The organism is Polaromonas aquatica, assembly GCF_050626995.1.
Taxonomy (GTDB): Bacteria; Pseudomonadota; Gammaproteobacteria; order Burkholderiales; family Burkholderiaceae_C; genus Polaromonas; species Polaromonas aquatica_A.
The window spans coordinates 4,213,880-4,227,400 of record NZ_CP192467.1; the positions used below are offsets into that span (position 1 = coordinate 4,213,880).

General features: G+C 60.7%; 14 protein-coding genes. 3 read left to right on the forward strand and 11 right to left on the reverse strand.

The features are described from left to right. Entirely contained in the window at window positions 1-639 is a 639-nt protein-coding gene (locus ACQ4MS_RS20080; RefSeq protein WP_431096455.1) for an FMN-binding negative transcriptional regulator, read from the reverse strand. Window positions 640-798: 159 nt separating this feature from the next. On the opposite strand from ACQ4MS_RS20080, the gene ACQ4MS_RS20085 reads away from it, so the two are divergent. After that, the gene (locus ACQ4MS_RS20085) at window positions 799-1,734 is read left to right on the forward strand and encodes a DUF72 domain-containing protein (protein WP_431096456.1); all 936 of its coding nucleotides are present in this window, start codon (window positions 799-801) and stop codon (window positions 1,732-1,734) included. Between the two features lie 5 nt (window positions 1,735-1,739). Here ACQ4MS_RS20085 and ACQ4MS_RS20090 read toward each other — a convergent pair whose 3' ends face one another. The 3 genes from ACQ4MS_RS20090 to guaB form a co-directional block, all read right to left on the reverse strand. After that, window positions 1,740-2,336 (reverse strand): 2'-5' RNA ligase family protein, encoded by a 597-nt coding sequence (locus tag ACQ4MS_RS20090; RefSeq protein WP_431096457.1) that lies wholly within the window; start codon window positions 2,334-2,336, stop codon window positions 1,740-1,742. A gap of 26 nt (window positions 2,337-2,362) precedes the next feature. After that, on the reverse strand, window positions 2,363-3,982 hold the full coding sequence (gene guaA, locus ACQ4MS_RS20095) for a glutamine-hydrolyzing GMP synthase (RefSeq protein WP_431096458.1): 1,620 nt from the start codon (window positions 3,980-3,982) through the stop codon (window positions 2,363-2,365). A gap of 69 nt (window positions 3,983-4,051) precedes the next feature. Then, window positions 4,052-5,521, reverse strand: coding sequence for an IMP dehydrogenase (gene guaB, locus ACQ4MS_RS20100; RefSeq protein WP_431096459.1), 1,470 nt, complete (start codon window positions 5,519-5,521; stop codon window positions 4,052-4,054). Window positions 5,522-5,686: 165 nt separating this feature from the next. On the opposite strand from guaB, the gene ACQ4MS_RS20105 reads away from it, so the two are divergent. Next, window positions 5,687-6,223, forward strand: coding sequence for a DUF4124 domain-containing protein (locus tag ACQ4MS_RS20105; protein WP_431096461.1), 537 nt, complete (start codon window positions 5,687-5,689; stop codon window positions 6,221-6,223). Window positions 6,224-6,282: 59 nt separating this feature from the next. On the opposite strand, the gene ACQ4MS_RS20110 is transcribed toward ACQ4MS_RS20105, so the two are convergent. Then, window positions 6,283-6,642 carry an RnfH family protein gene (locus tag ACQ4MS_RS20110; protein ID WP_431096462.1) on the reverse strand — a complete coding sequence of 120 codons (360 nt, stop codon included), beginning with the start codon at window positions 6,640-6,642 and terminating at the stop codon, window positions 6,283-6,285. Beyond that, entirely contained in the window at window positions 6,629-7,075 is a 447-nt protein-coding gene (locus ACQ4MS_RS20115) for a type II toxin-antitoxin system RatA family toxin (RefSeq protein WP_431099634.1), read from the reverse strand. The genes ACQ4MS_RS20110 and ACQ4MS_RS20115 overlap by 14 nt, the downstream gene beginning before the upstream one ends. Before the next feature lie 79 nt (window positions 7,076-7,154). On the opposite strand from ACQ4MS_RS20115, the gene smpB reads away from it, so the two are divergent. After that, window positions 7,155-7,688 carry an SsrA-binding protein SmpB gene (gene smpB / locus ACQ4MS_RS20120; protein ID WP_411880407.1) on the forward strand — a complete coding sequence of 178 codons (534 nt, stop codon included), beginning with the start codon at window positions 7,155-7,157 and terminating at the stop codon, window positions 7,686-7,688. A 173-nt stretch (window positions 7,689-7,861) separates the two neighbouring features. On the opposite strand, the gene ACQ4MS_RS20125 is transcribed toward smpB, so the two are convergent. The 5 genes from ACQ4MS_RS20125 to rbfA all read right to left on the reverse strand — a co-directional run bounded on the left by ACQ4MS_RS20125 (window position 7,862) and on the right by rbfA (window position 13,469). Further along, on the reverse strand, window positions 7,862-8,980 hold the full coding sequence (locus tag ACQ4MS_RS20125; RefSeq protein WP_431096464.1) for an enoyl-CoA hydratase/isomerase family protein: 1,119 nt from the start codon (window positions 8,978-8,980) through the stop codon (window positions 7,862-7,864). Next, window positions 8,977-9,852: a DMT family transporter gene (locus ACQ4MS_RS20130; RefSeq protein WP_431096465.1), complete on the reverse strand. Its 876-nt coding sequence runs from the start codon at window positions 9,850-9,852 to the stop codon at window positions 8,977-8,979. Before ACQ4MS_RS20130 ends, ACQ4MS_RS20125 begins: the two co-directional genes overlap by 4 nt. A 241-nt stretch (window positions 9,853-10,093) precedes the next feature. Beyond that, window positions 10,094-11,920: a translational GTPase TypA gene (typA, locus tag ACQ4MS_RS20135; RefSeq protein WP_431096467.1), complete on the reverse strand. Its 1,827-nt coding sequence runs from the start codon at window positions 11,918-11,920 to the stop codon at window positions 10,094-10,096. A 34-nt stretch (window positions 11,921-11,954) separates the two neighbouring features. Beyond that, window positions 11,955-13,010, reverse strand: a complete 1,056-nt coding sequence (gene truB / locus ACQ4MS_RS20140) for a tRNA pseudouridine(55) synthase TruB (protein WP_431096469.1) — start codon at window positions 13,008-13,010, stop codon at window positions 11,955-11,957. Window positions 13,011-13,100: 90 nt separating this feature from the next. Then, the gene (gene rbfA, locus ACQ4MS_RS20145; protein ID WP_092127448.1) at window positions 13,101-13,469 is read right to left on the reverse strand and encodes a 30S ribosome-binding factor RbfA; all 369 of its coding nucleotides are present in this window, start codon (window positions 13,467-13,469) and stop codon (window positions 13,101-13,103) included. Window positions 13,470-13,521: the final 52 nt, after the last annotated feature.

Here is a 13,521-nt window from a genome sequence, read left to right on the forward strand (position 1 = left end):
TCAGCCCTCCAGTGACGTCTTATCTGCGCCTGCCATGCCCAGACGGTCCATCCAGCTGGCCAGGCCGCGTTCGTTTTCATTGCCGGCCGCGTATACCGCCTTCATGGCAGCATGGGATTCAGGCCGGTGCTGGTTGATCTTGACCTTGCATTGCAGGTCGGTGACCTCCAGTTCGAAGCCGACGATACCCCCGAGCATCTTGCGGGCAAACTCCTCACCCAAGGCGCGCCACTGATCGGCATAGGGCGGTTCGTGGTCGCCGATCAGCTTTTTGAGCAGGCGATCTTTGGCCACGGGGTCTTCTACCAGCATTGCTTTCACTGTGCAGTGCACGGCAAGGTAATTCCATGTCGGTACACGCGCCAGGTCGGGGTAGACCTTGGGCGACAAATAGGCATGGGGACCCAAAAAGGTAGCAACGGCTTGCGGACGCGCCTGCAGATGGCGCCAGTGCGGATTGGGTTTGGCCACATGGCCCAGCAGCACCAGCTGGTCGTCACGCTCTTCCAGGTGCAGCGGCAGGTGGGTGACATAAGGCAGGCCCGCTTCGTCCACGCTGATCAGGCTGGCAAACGGATGTTCCTGGATAAGCGCCATGGCTTTCGCACGGTCGCCTTTGAACTGGGGTGGCATGTACATGGCCTGAAGCATAGGCGAAAAGCCGCCAACCAGAAACCGCGGCCATGGCATTCACGCTACAGAGTGACTCGCGCCTCGCCTACAAACAGCGGGCTTTTCCATGGGCAAAGTAAGACCCAACCCCACACCGTTCTGTGACATGGAACGACAACTCCAGGCATGAAGCGCTCCCCTATCCGTATCGGCATCTCCGGCTGGCAGTACGCCGGCTGGCGCGGCGTGTTCTATCCTCCGGGGCTCGTGCAAGCCCATGAGCTGGCATTTGCCTCACGCGCCATGCAAACCATTGAAATCAACGGCTCGCACTATTCACTACAGCGGCCGGGCAGCTATCAGCGGTGGCATGACGATACGCCGGATGATTTTGTGTTCAGCGTGAAAGCACCCCGCTATCTGACGCACATATTGCGGCTCGAAGGGGACGCTGTGCCGGTTGCATTGGCCAACTTCATCGCATCCGGGGTTTTCAACCTGCGCGGCAAGCTGGGACCGCTACTTTGGCAATTTCCGCCCAGCATGGCCTTCAAGCCGGAAGTATTTGAGTCATTTTTGCAATTGCTCCCACACGACACCGAGGCCGCAGCCCGGTTCGCAAGCCAGCACCACGACAGCCATGTCCGCCATCCCTGCCTGGAGACCGACCGCAAGCGCCGCATGCGGCATGCCATAGAAATCCGCCACCCGAGCTTTTGTACAGACGAATTCGTCAGGATGCTGCGCCGTTACCGGGCGGCACTGGTGGTGTCGGAAGCCGTGGCAGACTGGCCTTATGTGGAGGACGTGACCGGCGATTTTGTCTACCTGCGCCTGCACGGCCCCGAAACGCTGTACGGCGGCCGTTACAGCGACACAGCGCTGGACCGCTGGGCGGCGCGGATCAGCGCCTGGGCCTCGGGCGGCGAGCCGGAAGATGCCCACCATATATCGAATTTGCGACCAAGGGTTCGCTCGACCCGTGATGTGTACTGCTATTTCGACAATGACCAGAAAGTACGGGCGCCCTTTGACGCACGCCGGCTCACGGAAAGGTTGATGCCGAAAGAGGCATTGTCGCTCGAGCCGCTGGACCGGCACGCCGGCCTGTCCGATTCATGACAGTGTTACCGGGGACACCCCGACAACGGCCAGCGCCCGAGGTGCACATGGCGGGTTTCGCCGAGCAGGCTGTGCACCAGAACCAGTTCAGTGGCCGTCCAGCTGATGGCCGGGACCGCCATTGGCTGAAGCGGCTGGTCGTCGTAGAGCAAGGTGACGTGCGGCGTATAGCTGCCTTTGGCCCATTGGCCCAAATTGACCTTCGCCAGTTCCGTGCCCAGCGCCTGCTGAAAAACCATCAGCTGTGCAAGACCGTCATCCCCACGTAAAACCAGAGGCCGGTTGCGGGGTGCGCTGGCGAAACTTTCGACGCGATTAAAAGCGACATCAAAGGGCACGGAGCCATTAGCGGCAGCTTCCGCCGCGGCATTGGCCTGCCGGACGATTTCCGGCGGCAAACCAGCGTAATCGCCGAGGTGATTCAGGGTGATATGAAAGCGCGCCGCTTCGAGTGGCCGGCCACGCAAGCCATGATCTGCGCGAAGCCGGGCGGCAAGCCCTGCAATCTCCATCGCTACCCCAGGCGGGGGAAACAATGCCAGGAAGAGACGGTCAGTCGGCTTGGCCTCTTCAAAGCCCGGAAATGTGGATTGCGCGGACATGGCTTAAGCCTCCGCCCTATTCCCGCTTATTCCCACTCAATCGTCGCCGGCGGTTTGCTGCTGACGTCGTAGGTGACGCGGTTGATGCCGCGCACTTCGTTAATGATGCGGCCGGAGACCTTCTTGAGCAGTGCGTACGGCAGTTCGGCCCAGTCGGCCGTCATGAAGTCGCTGGTCTGCACGGCGCGTAAGGCCACGACATAGTCGTAGGTGCGGCCGTCGCCCATCACGCCCACACTTTTCACCGGCAAAAACACGGTAAAGGCCTGGCTGGTGAGTTCGTACCAGGTCTTGCCGGTCGCGGCATCCTTGAAGTTGCGCAGCTCTTCGATGAAGATCGCATCGGCGCGGCGCAGCAGGTCGGCGTATTCCTTTTTGACTTCGCCGAGGATGCGCACGCCCAGACCCGGGCCTGGGAAGGGGTGGCGGTAGACCATGTCGTGCGGAAGGCCCAGCGCCACGCCGAGCTCACGGACTTCATCCTTGAACAGCTCGCGCAGGGGTTCGAGCAGCTTCAGGCCCAGTTGCTCGGGCAGGCCGCCCACGTTGTGGTGGCTCTTGATGGTGACGGCCTTTTTGCTCTTGGCGCCGCCGGATTCAATGACGTCAGGGTAAATCGTGCCCTGGGCCAGCCATTTGGCGCCTTTATGGCCGCCGTCACCGGCCTTGAGTCGGGCTGCCTCGGCCTTGAACACCTCGACGAATTCACGGCCGATGATCTTGCGTTTGGCCTCGGGCTCGTTCACGCCGGCCAAGTGGTCGAGGAACTGATCGCTCGCATCGACGCGAATCACTTTTGCGTGCAGCTTGCCGACGAACATGTCCATGACCATGTCACCTTCGTTCAGGCGCAGCAGGCCGTGGTCGACAAAGACACAGGTCAACTGATCGCCGATGGCGCGGTGGATCAAGGCCGCGGCGACGGAGGAATCGACGCCGCCGGACAGGCCGAGAATGACCTCCTCGTCACCGACCTGCTGGCGGATTTTTTCCACAGCTTCCGTGATGTAGTCGCCCATGACCCAGTCCTGCCGGGTGCCGCAAATCTCGAGCACAAAGCGCTTGAGGATGGCATTACCCTGCTTGGTATGCGTGACTTCGGGGTGGAACTGCACCGCGTAGAAGCGGCGCTCCTCGTCGGCCATGCCGGCGATGGGACAGGAATCGGTAGACGCCATGAGCTTGAAACCGGGCGGCATTTCGGTGACCTTGTCGCCGTGGCTCATCCAGACGTCGAGCATGCCCTGGCCTTCGGGCGTGGTGTAGTCGGCGATGTCCTTGAGCAGCGCAGTGTGGCCGCGGGCGCGCACGTCGGCGGAGCCGAACTCGCGCTTGTGGCCGCCTTCGACCTTGCCGCCCAGCTGGTGCGCCATGGCCTGCATGCCGTAGCAGATGCCCAGCACCGGAAGGCCCAGCTCAAACACGGCTTGCGGCGCCTTGTCGGTGGTTTCCTCGTAAATGCTGGCGTGGCTGCCGGAGAGGATCACGCCCTTGAGCGTACCGTCCTTGGCGTACTCGCGGACCCATTCATCGCTGACGTCGCAGGGGTGGACTTCGCAGAAGACATGGGCATCGCGCACGCGGCGGGCGATCAGCTGGGTGACCTGTGAGCCGAAATCGAGGATGAGGATTTTCTGGTGTTGCATGAGGGGCTTCTTCAGGGCAAAAAAAGAAAAAGGCGCCTGGTTCATCAGGCGCCTCTGGCCGGTACGGGCTTAATCCGCCCTGTAGTTCGGCGCTTCTTTCGTGATCTGCACATCGTGGACATGGCTTTCGCGAATGCCGGCTGAGGTGATCTCGACAAACTCGGCCTTGTCGCGCATGTCGTCGATGGTGGGGCAACCGCAGTAGCCCATGCTGGCCCGCAGGCCGCCGGCCATCTGGAACACGATGGCGACCATGGAGCCCTTATAGGGCACCCGGCCTTCGATGCCTTCGGGCACCAGCTTGTCGGCGTTCGGGTTGCCGGTGCTTGATTCCTGGAAGTAGCGGTCAGCGCTGCCCTGCTGCATGGCGCCTATGCTGCCCATGCCGCGGTAGCTCTTGTAGCTGCGGCCCTGGAACAGGATGACCTCGCCCGGGGCTTCTTCAGTGCCGGCGAACATGCCGCCCATCATCACCGTGTTGGCGCCTGCGGCAATCGCTTTGGCGATGTCGCCGCTGTAACGGATACCACCATCACCGATCAAAGGAACACCGGTACCGCGCAGCGCGGTCGCGACGTTGTCGATGGCCATGATCTGGGGAACACCCACACCGGCAACGATGCGGGTGGTGCAAATGCTGCCTGGGCCGATTCCAACCTTGACACCGTCAGCGCCGGCTTCCACCAGCGCAAGCGCTGCTGCGCCAGTGGCGATATTGCCGCCGATGACGTCAATCTGCGGATAGTTTTGCTTGACCCAGCGCACCCGGTCGAGAACGCCTTTGCTGTGGCCATGGGCGGTATCCACGACGATGGCATCAACGCCGGCTTTCACCAGGGCTTCGACTCGTTCTTCGGTACCCTCGCCCACTCCCACCGCAGCGCCTACGCGCAACTTGCCGTGCGAATCACGCGCGGCATTGGGGAAGGTGGTCTGTTTGGTGATGTCTTTGACGGTGATCAGGCCCTTGAGTTCAAAATCATCGTTGACCAGTAGCACACGCTCAAGGCGGTGCTTGTTCAAGAGAGCCTTGGCGTCGGCCAGTGACGCTGTTTCAGAAATGGTGATCAGGCGTTCACGCGGCGTCATGATGGTACTGACGGGCACATCCATTCGGGATTCAAAGCGCATGTCGCGTCCGGTGACAATACCGACCACTTTGCCCCCGTCAATCACGGGAAAACCGGAAATGCCGAGTTGCTCGCTGAGCGCCATGACCTGACGAACCGTATGCGTGGGGGTAATGACTACCGGGTCGCGCAGCACGCCGCTTTCGTAGCGCTTGACCTTGGCAACCTCGGCCGCCTGCTGCTGGGGTGTGAGGTTTTTGTGAACGATGCCTATGCCGCCTTCCTGGGCGATGGCAATGGCCAACCGGGCTTCGGTGACCGTGTCCATGGCCGCCGACACGAGCGGCAGATTCAGGCGGATATTTCGGGAAAACTGGGTGGAAAGTGAAGTGTCCTTGGGCAGGACCTGGGAGAACGCTGGCACCAACAATACGTCGTCGAAGGTGAGCGCTTTGCCGAGTAGGCGCATAGGGATGGCTCCAAAAACACGATTGTACCCTTGTCGTCAGAGCCCGTCGGTACTTACCCCTAGCAACCCCTTGCGGCCCTGGAGCCGGCCTGCCAAGGGTTGTAAAAATGCCGCTTTCACCATAAGCCCGGAGAAAACCGGACGGCACAGCGCTACACTGGCGAAATGCACTTCAAATCCGTTTTACGCGCCCTCCTCCTGGCACTCACTTGCGGGTCATTTGCACTGACAGCGTTCGCCCAGTGGCAATGGATCGACAAGGACGGCCGCAAGGTCTACAGCGATCGTTCACCGCCCGCTGATATTCTCGAGAAAAACATCCTGAAGAGGCCAGGCGGATTCGCTCGGGCGGCAGTTACACCGGAACCCGCCACAAGTGCAGCAGATCCCGCCAGCCCAGCAGCATCTGCGTCTGCCGGCAAGGCCAGTGCCCCCAAGCTGTCTGGCAAGGACGCCGAACTTGAGGCCAAGAAAAAGCAGGCCGAGAACGAAGAAGCGGCCAAGAAGAAGGCCGAAGAAGAAAAGATAGCCAAGAGCAATGCGGAAACATGTGAGCGCGCCAAGAAATATCTAGGCACGCTGCAATCGGGTGTGAGAATTGGGACAACCAATACGAAAGGCGAGCGTGAGATCATGGACGACGCCAAACGTGCCGAAGAATCGAAGCGAACTCAGAGCCTCGTGGACGGTAACTGTAAATAACCAAGCTATTGCCAGGATTCTCCAGGCTGGCCCGTGCGGCATCTTGTCACATTGAATTTTTAATAGCCCGCTTTTGAGCCAGCCCGGACTCTGGCAAACAATCCGGCACTTTTCGCGCCTTGGCGATTGAAGCGTTCACGCCGCGCAACTTTGGGGTCCACCCGAAGACCACGGTAAATTTCCACCCGGTCATGATCCAGCAGCACATGTCCCGGGGTGGTTTTACGGCCCCAGACTCCGATGACCGGCCGGTTGCCCCGCTGCAATTCCGGGAATTCATCAAAAATCCCGCATGCGGCAAGTGCCTGCGCAACCGTGGTACCGGCAACCAGCTCCAGCACCCACTCACGAACCTGCCTCGGTGCCGGCGAATAGACCAAGGTGATTTTGTGCAGTGCGCCGCCTTCAGGCTTCGCCATAAACATCTTCAGCCCTTTTGACAAAGGCATCCACGAGACTTCCGGCAATTTTCTCAAACACAGGCCCGATCAGCGCCGCCAGCGCAGCATTGTCGAAGTCATACCGCAGGGTGAAGTCGACCTTGCAGGCTCTTTCATCACCTTTGCCTACCGGCGTGAAATCCCAATGACCATCCAGCCTTGAAAATGGGCCGTCGACCAGCTTGAGGCTGACCTTGCGGTCTTTTTGATGTGTGTTGCGGGTGGTGAAGCTTTGCGTCAAGCCCGCAAAAGAAATGCCCACCTTGGCCGTCATGCCGTGGGTATCTTCTTCCAGCACCGAGGCTTGGTCGCACCACGGCAAAAACTCAGGATACCGGGCAATATCCGTGACGAGGGAAAACATCTCGGCGGCGCTGTACCAGATTAAAACGGACTTGTGAACGGTTTTCATACAATCAAAGGCTGGGCGCAATTGTATTAGCCACGTCGCAGGCACTGTACTTTCCCGTTTTCGCCCCTATCTTTTACCCATGGCCACCAAAGAAGCATCCTCCTCCAAAAAAACGGCCGCAACGCCTTCCGCCAACCTTTCCCCGAAGGCGGCGGCAGCCGCTGTGCGCATTGCCGATAACAAGAAGGCCCTTTTCAACTACCACATTGAAGAGCGCTTTGAGGCAGGCATGGTGCTGGAGGGCTGGGAGGTGAAGTCCCTGCGTGAAGGCAAGGTGCAACTCACCGATGGCTATGTGGTGGTGCGCGGCGGTGAACTGTTCATCATCGGTTGTCAGATCAATCCACTTGGCACCGCGTCAACCCATGTGCGTCCCGACTCGGTACGTACCAAGAAGCTGCTGATGCATAAGGAAGAGATCCGCCGCCTGATCGGCAAGGTCGAGCAAAAGGGCTTCACCCTGGTGCCGCTGAACATGCACTGGAAAGCAGGCAAGGTGAAATGCGAAATCGGCCTGGCCAAGGGCAAGGGCGAACACGACAAGCGCGACACCATCAAAGACCGTGAAGGCAAGCGCGAGGTTGAGCGCGCCATGAAGTCACGCAACCGCTGATCCGTGGCGGAGGCCCGATGAAGCTGGCGCAACTCGCGCCCCGTCGCTCAGCTTGAACCGCATTCATAAATTTGCAGGGAAATTCGCCTCTAGTCCAGGCAAAATCTACGCAATTCGCTATCCATTTGATAGCAATCAGGTTTCTGGCCGAGGGCGGTTTGGCAAGACGGCTGTTACTTCAACTCCCGCAGAGGATGGACTTCAGCCGCCCATGGACTGGCAAAAAACGCCGCAACCATCGCTGGCTTTACGTCTTCAATGCGCGCAGGCATCCACTGCGGTTTGTAATCCTTGTCGATCGCCAGGGCACGTATGCCTTCCACGGTCTCGCTGGCCGCGCCCGGCCGCAGGTGAAAGCATTGATGCACCAGGTCGCGTTCCATGCGCAGGTTGTCGGCCAGGCTCATGCTGCGCGCGCGGCGGATCTGCTCCAGCGTGACGTGCAACATCAGCGGTGAACGTTTGCGCAGGGTGGCGGCCGTCCTGGCCGCCCAAGGGTCTGGCGAGGCTTCCAGCGCGTCGATGATGTGTTTGACACGTTCAAGGGAGAAATAGGTATCGATTTTGCCCTCAGCCCTTGCGTTATTTTGGCTTTCAGCTATCAATTCAGTAGCAATCCATCGCTCGGCATCCGGAGCCGACGCGAATGGCTGCTTGCCCAAGGCGTCCCACATCGACGGCAGACGGGCTGCATCGAGCTTGATGTCTGCCAGCCCGTACGCCAGCGCTTCGTCGGCACCGATGACATCGCCTGTCAGCGCGAGGTACTCACCGGCGTGGCCTGGACAGCGGCTCAGGAAGTAACCGCCGCCTACGTCGGGAAACAATCCGATATTGGTCTCAGGCATGGCCATCTTGGTGTGCTCGGTCACGATGCGCACACGCGCACCTTGACTGATGCCCATGCCGCCGCCCATGACCACACCGTCCATAAAGGCGATGTAGGGCTTGGGATAGGTGTGGATCAGGTGGTTGAGGGCGTATTCCTCGGTGAAGAAATCCTCCAGCGCAGGGTCACCGGCCAGCGCGGCCTGGTGAAAGAAGCGGATATCTCCGCCGGCCGAGAAACCGCCGAAAAGGCTCTCCGGCGTGCCGGGCTGGCCCTTCTTGTTGGTGCCGCGTATCGCCACCACGTGAATCTCCGGGTCATCACGCCAGGCCAGCAAGGCGGCAGACAGGTTCCGGATCATGGACAGAGACAAGGCATTGAGCGCCTTGGGGCGGTTCAGGGTGATGAGCCCGGCGCCGCCACGCCGCTCAAGCAGCACCTCGTTTTTATCGACGTTATTCATGCCCGTTGCCTCCACCCAACCAGTTCATTAACCACCAGTGCGCCTATCACCAGCGCTCCCCCTGTCAGCACGCTGGCGCCCGGCGCCTCACCCGCACCAAACCAGGCCAGCAAAATACCAAAAATGACCTCCAGCAGCGCCAGCAAGGCGATCTCCGGGGCCTTTAGCACGCCGGCGCACATCACCGACAGTACGCAGGGAATGGCCAGCTGGAACAGGCCCAGTACAGCCAGCAATCCCACGTCATGGAGCGTGGCGGAAAACGGGAACGACAGCGGCAAGGTCACCAGCGTCGAAATCACCGCACCCAGCAACACCGCAGGCACCAGGTCGACATTTTCACCGTGGGCACGGCTGTGCTGCACCACGGTCCAGTTGCTCGCGCTGGCCAGGGGCACCATCAGGGCCACCAGCGTGCCGCCAATGTGGCTGGACAAATCCATCTGCCCGCCGTACATCCAGGCAATACCGGCACCCGCCATGACAATGGCCAGCCAGGTTCGCGCAGGAATCCGGTGGCCGATGAACACCCGGGCCAGCAGGGCCGTGATGAAGGGGCTGACCGCCATGGTCACCAGCACGTTCGCCACCGTAGTGAGCGTGAGCGCCACCATGAAGGCCGTGAACATCACGCTCCAGCAGACCCCTGATAGCCAGAAGGCCTTGCCGCCGTTGCGGATCTTGGCGAAGACCGCCCTGCCCTGGAAAAACGGCAGGATGACCAGCAGCGACAACACCGTGAACAAGCTGCGCCAGAAGGTGACTTCAAAGCTGCGCGCCGACTCCAGGTGACGCGTGACCACACCGGCAATCGACCACATCAGGGTCACGAGGATCATCAGGAAAACGGCTCTGGAATGCGTGAGTTTCATAAGCGTGCAATCAATTCAGGCTGATATGCGAATATAAAAAGGCCGCTGGAGCATACACACAGCGGCCTGGTTTCTGGAGCCCCCACGGTCGCTCACGTCGTGTAGCTCCCTGCCCCCCGAGGGGGCCGCCCGCCTGTGGCCCGGCAAAGCCGGTTCCACGGCTCATGCTGGCTTGAAAGACACGGGCGGGGGTGGCCCCTGTTAGCGACAAAAAGGAAGAGCGCTAGTCACCCTCGGAGCTTCAAGAACGGCCGGCGCGCTTGCGGTCGCTTTCTTTCAGGTGGCGCTTGCGCAGGCGAACCGACTTGGGCGTGATTTCAACCAGTTCGTCGTCCTCAATGAACTCAACACCGTATTCCAGCGTCAGTTCAATAGGCGGCGTGATCTTGATCGCGTCTTCCTTGCCGCTGACGCGGAAGTTGGTCAGCTGCTTGGTACGCGTGGCGTTCACGACCAGGTCGTTGTCACGGCTGTGAATGCCGACGATCATGCCTTCATACACCGGGTCATTGGCGCGCACAAACATGCGGCCGCGGTCGTCCAGCTTGCCCAGGGCGTAAGTGAAGATTTCACCGTCGTCCATAGAGATCAGCACGCCGTTCTTGCGGCCACCGATGTCGCCCTTGTGCGCTTCGTAGCTGTCGAAGATGTTGGAGATCAGGCCCGAGCCGCGCGTCAAGTTCAGGAACTCGTTGGTAAAACCGATCAGGCCACGCGCCGGGATGCGGTACTCAAGGCGCACACGACCGCGTCCGTCCGGCTCCATGTTCACCAGTTCGCCCTTGCGCTCGCCCAGTGCCTGCATCACGCCGCCCTGGTGCTGGTCTTCAATGTCGGCGGTGACAAGTTCAATCGGCTCGTGCTTTTCACCGTTGACTTCTTTCATCACCACGCGCGGCTTGGACACGGCCATTTCGTAGCCTTCGCGGCGCATGTTTTCCAGCAGGATGGTCAGGTGCAATTCGCCCCGGCCCATCACTTCAAAAATACCTTCTTCGTCGGTTTCCTTCACGCGCAGAGCCACGTTGTGCTGCAGTTCCTTCTGAAGGCGGTCCCAGATCTGGCGGCTGGTGACAAACTTGCCTTCGCGGCCGGCCAGCGGGCTGGTGTTGACGCAGAAGTTCATGGTCAGCGTCGGCTCATCGACCTTGAGCATGGGCAGCGGCGCCGGGTTGGCCGGGTCGGTGATCGTCACGCCGATACCGATGTCGGTCAGGCCGTTGATCAGCACGATCTCGCCGGGACCGGCTTCGGTGGCTTGCACGCGTTCCAGGCCCTGGAAGGTCAGCACCTGGTTAATACGACCCTTGACGGCCTTGCCGTCAGGACCTTCCATAACGACCACGTCCATCATGGGCTTGATCGTGCCCTGGCTGATGCGGCCAACGCCGATGCGGCCAACGAAGGTCGAGAAGTCGAGAGCGGAAATCTGCAGCTGCAGCGGCGCTGCAGGGTCGCCCTTTTGCGCAGGCACGTGCTTCAGGATGGTATTGAAGAGCGCCGACATGTCGGGGCCCCACTGCTCGTTCGGTGGACCTTCTTCGAGCGAAGACCAGCCGTTGATGCCGGATGCGTACACCACGGGAAAGTCGAGCTGTTCGTCGGTCGCGCCCAGCTTGTCGAACAGGTCGAAAGCAGCGTTGATCACCTTGTCGGGGTTGGCGCCCGGCTTGTCAACCTTGTTGACCACCACGATGGGCTTGAGGCCCAGGGCCAATGCCTTCTTGGTCACGAAGCGCGTCTGGGGCATCGGGCCTTCCTGCGCATCGATCAGCAGCACGACGCCGTCGACCATGGACAGCGCGCGCTCCACTTCACCACCGAAGTCGGCGTGGCCCGGGGTATCGACGATGTTGATGTGCGTGCCTTCCCAGGTCACGGCGCAGTTCTTGGCCAGGATGGTAATGCCGCGTTCTTTTTCAATGGCATTGTTGTCCATCACGGTGTCGACGACTTTTTCGTGCTCGGCAAAGGTGCCGGACTGGCGCAGCAGCTGGTCAACCATGGTGGTTTTGCCATGGTCAACGTGGGCGATGATGGCGATATTGCGGATTTGTTTATGGCTCATGGTTGGCTTTCAGGAAGACTCGAAACGGTACGGGTTAATGTTGGAAAGAAGGAGCCGCAACGCCTGTGGGCGCGGCAGCGGAATGGGGTATGGAGCGCTCGGCACGCATTCTGGCGGCTTGCAAAATGTCCTGTACTTCAATCGGGCTCAGCAAACGCTGCGGAATCAGTTCGTCGGCCGTGACATGGGCTGAGCCCAGGAATGCCGGGGGTTCAGTGCCGTAGACTTGGACGAGCGGCGCATCGGCGCCCCACTGCCCGGGCTCGCCCCGGCGGCGCAGGCCGCTTAAAAACCGCCCTGCATTGTCGGCGTCCAATGTGACAGACGGATACGCCGACACCAGGGACTGCGCTGGCAGCAGGCAGGCCTCGCGCTCAGGTTCGGTCATGGCCTCCAGGGCCGGCAAGGTCACGCATTGCTGCGCCGTGTAGCCGCCGGTTTCCAGCCGCCTGAGCGATCCCAGGTGCGCGCCGCAACCGATCGCCTCGCCAATGTCTTCGCCCAGCGTACGGATATAGGTTCCCTTGCTGCAGGTCACTATGATTTTGATAGCTGCAGGCGCACGACTGTCCTGGGCTAGAGCCATATTCAGCTTGAAAATGGTGACGTGGCGGGCTTCGCGCTCCACCTCTTCGCCTTTACGGGCGTATTCATACAGCGCCTTGCCGTCTTTCTTGAGCGCCGAGTACATGGGCGGGATCTGCGCCAACGAGCCGGTGAAACGCGCCGTCAGGGCTTCGAGCAAGGCCGGCGTGATCTCGGGCACAGGCCGGGTTTCGATGACGTCACCTTCGGCGTCGGCCGTGGTGGTTTTCTGGCCCAGCAGCAGCACGGCCTCATACGTCTTGTCAGCATCGAGCTGAATCTGGCTGAACTTGGTGGCGGCGCCAAAACACAGCGGCAGCACGCCGGTGGCCAACGGATCCAGCGTACCGGTATGGCCGGCCTTGTCGGCGCGCAGCAGCCATTTGGCCTTCTGCAAAGCCTGATTGCTCGACAGGCCCAGAGGCTTGTCGAGCAGCAGCACGCCATGCACGGGACGTCGCTGGATTTTCTGGCCCTTCGAAGGGATGGAAGAAGTTTGCGTCATAGTTTTCGACAGGCTCAGCGCGCGGGCTGGCCCGGGCGCTCCGTTGGCGCCGTTGTCCCTGAACCTGTCATCAAGGGAAACGGCGCGAACTCAGTCGTCTTGGGCGCGGGAAGAAACCGCCTTGGCAATCAAGGCGTTCATGTCGGCCGCGCGTTCGGTCGTGCGGTCGAAATGGAAATGCAGGGTCGGCACGGTATGCGTCATCAGGCGCTTGAACAGGCCGTTGCGCAGGAAGCCTGCGGCCTGGTTGAGCGCTTCCTCGCACTCTTTCGGGTCGCCGACAAGCACACTAAAAAACACCTTGGCATGCGCATAGTCGGCCGTCACCTCGACGGCCTGGATGGTCACCATCCCGACCCGCGGGTCTTTGAGTTCGCGCGCGATCAGTTCCGTCAGATCGCGCTGGATCTGATCGGCGACGCGAAAACCGCGATTCGGGGTAGATGATTTTTTACGCATGTCAGAAAATGGGGGGTCTGCGGAAAGGCCAGCAGCCAGGGCTGCCGGCCGG

Coding starts and splice junctions, on each gene's coding strand:
- ACQ4MS_RS20080 (WP_431096455.1), bottom strand. CDS start 639: ATGTACATGCCACCCCAGTTCAAAGGCGACCGTGCGAAAGCCATGGCG.
- ACQ4MS_RS20085 (WP_431096456.1), top strand. CDS start 799: ATGAAGCGCTCCCCTATCCGTATCGGCATCTCCGGCTGGCAGTACGCC.
- ACQ4MS_RS20090 (WP_431096457.1), bottom strand. CDS start 2,336: ATGTCCGCGCAATCCACATTTCCGGGCTTTGAAGAGGCCAAGCCGACT.
- guaA (WP_431096458.1), bottom strand. CDS start 3,982: ATGCAACACCAGAAAATCCTCATCCTCGATTTCGGCTCACAGGTCACC.
- guaB (WP_431096459.1), bottom strand. CDS start 5,521: ATGCGCCTACTCGGCAAAGCGCTCACCTTCGACGACGTATTGTTGGTG.
- ACQ4MS_RS20105 (WP_431096461.1), top strand. CDS start 5,687: ATGCACTTCAAATCCGTTTTACGCGCCCTCCTCCTGGCACTCACTTGC.
- ACQ4MS_RS20110 (WP_431096462.1), bottom strand. CDS start 6,642: ATGGCGAAGCCTGAAGGCGGCGCACTGCACAAAATCACCTTGGTCTAT.
- ACQ4MS_RS20115 (WP_431099634.1), bottom strand. CDS start 7,075: ATGAAAACCGTTCACAAGTCCGTTTTAATCTGGTACAGCGCCGCCGAG.
- smpB (WP_411880407.1), top strand. CDS start 7,155: ATGGCCACCAAAGAAGCATCCTCCTCCAAAAAAACGGCCGCAACGCCT.
- ACQ4MS_RS20125 (WP_431096464.1), bottom strand. CDS start 8,980: ATGAATAACGTCGATAAAAACGAGGTGCTGCTTGAGCGGCGTGGCGGC.
- ACQ4MS_RS20130 (WP_431096465.1), bottom strand. CDS start 9,852: ATGAAACTCACGCATTCCAGAGCCGTTTTCCTGATGATCCTCGTGACC.
- typA (WP_431096467.1), bottom strand. CDS start 11,920: ATGAGCCATAAACAAATCCGCAATATCGCCATCATCGCCCACGTTGAC.
- truB (WP_431096469.1), bottom strand. CDS start 13,010: ATGACGCAAACTTCTTCCATCCCTTCGAAGGGCCAGAAAATCCAGCGA.
- rbfA (WP_092127448.1), bottom strand. CDS start 13,469: ATGCGTAAAAAATCATCTACCCCGAATCGCGGTTTTCGCGTCGCCGAT.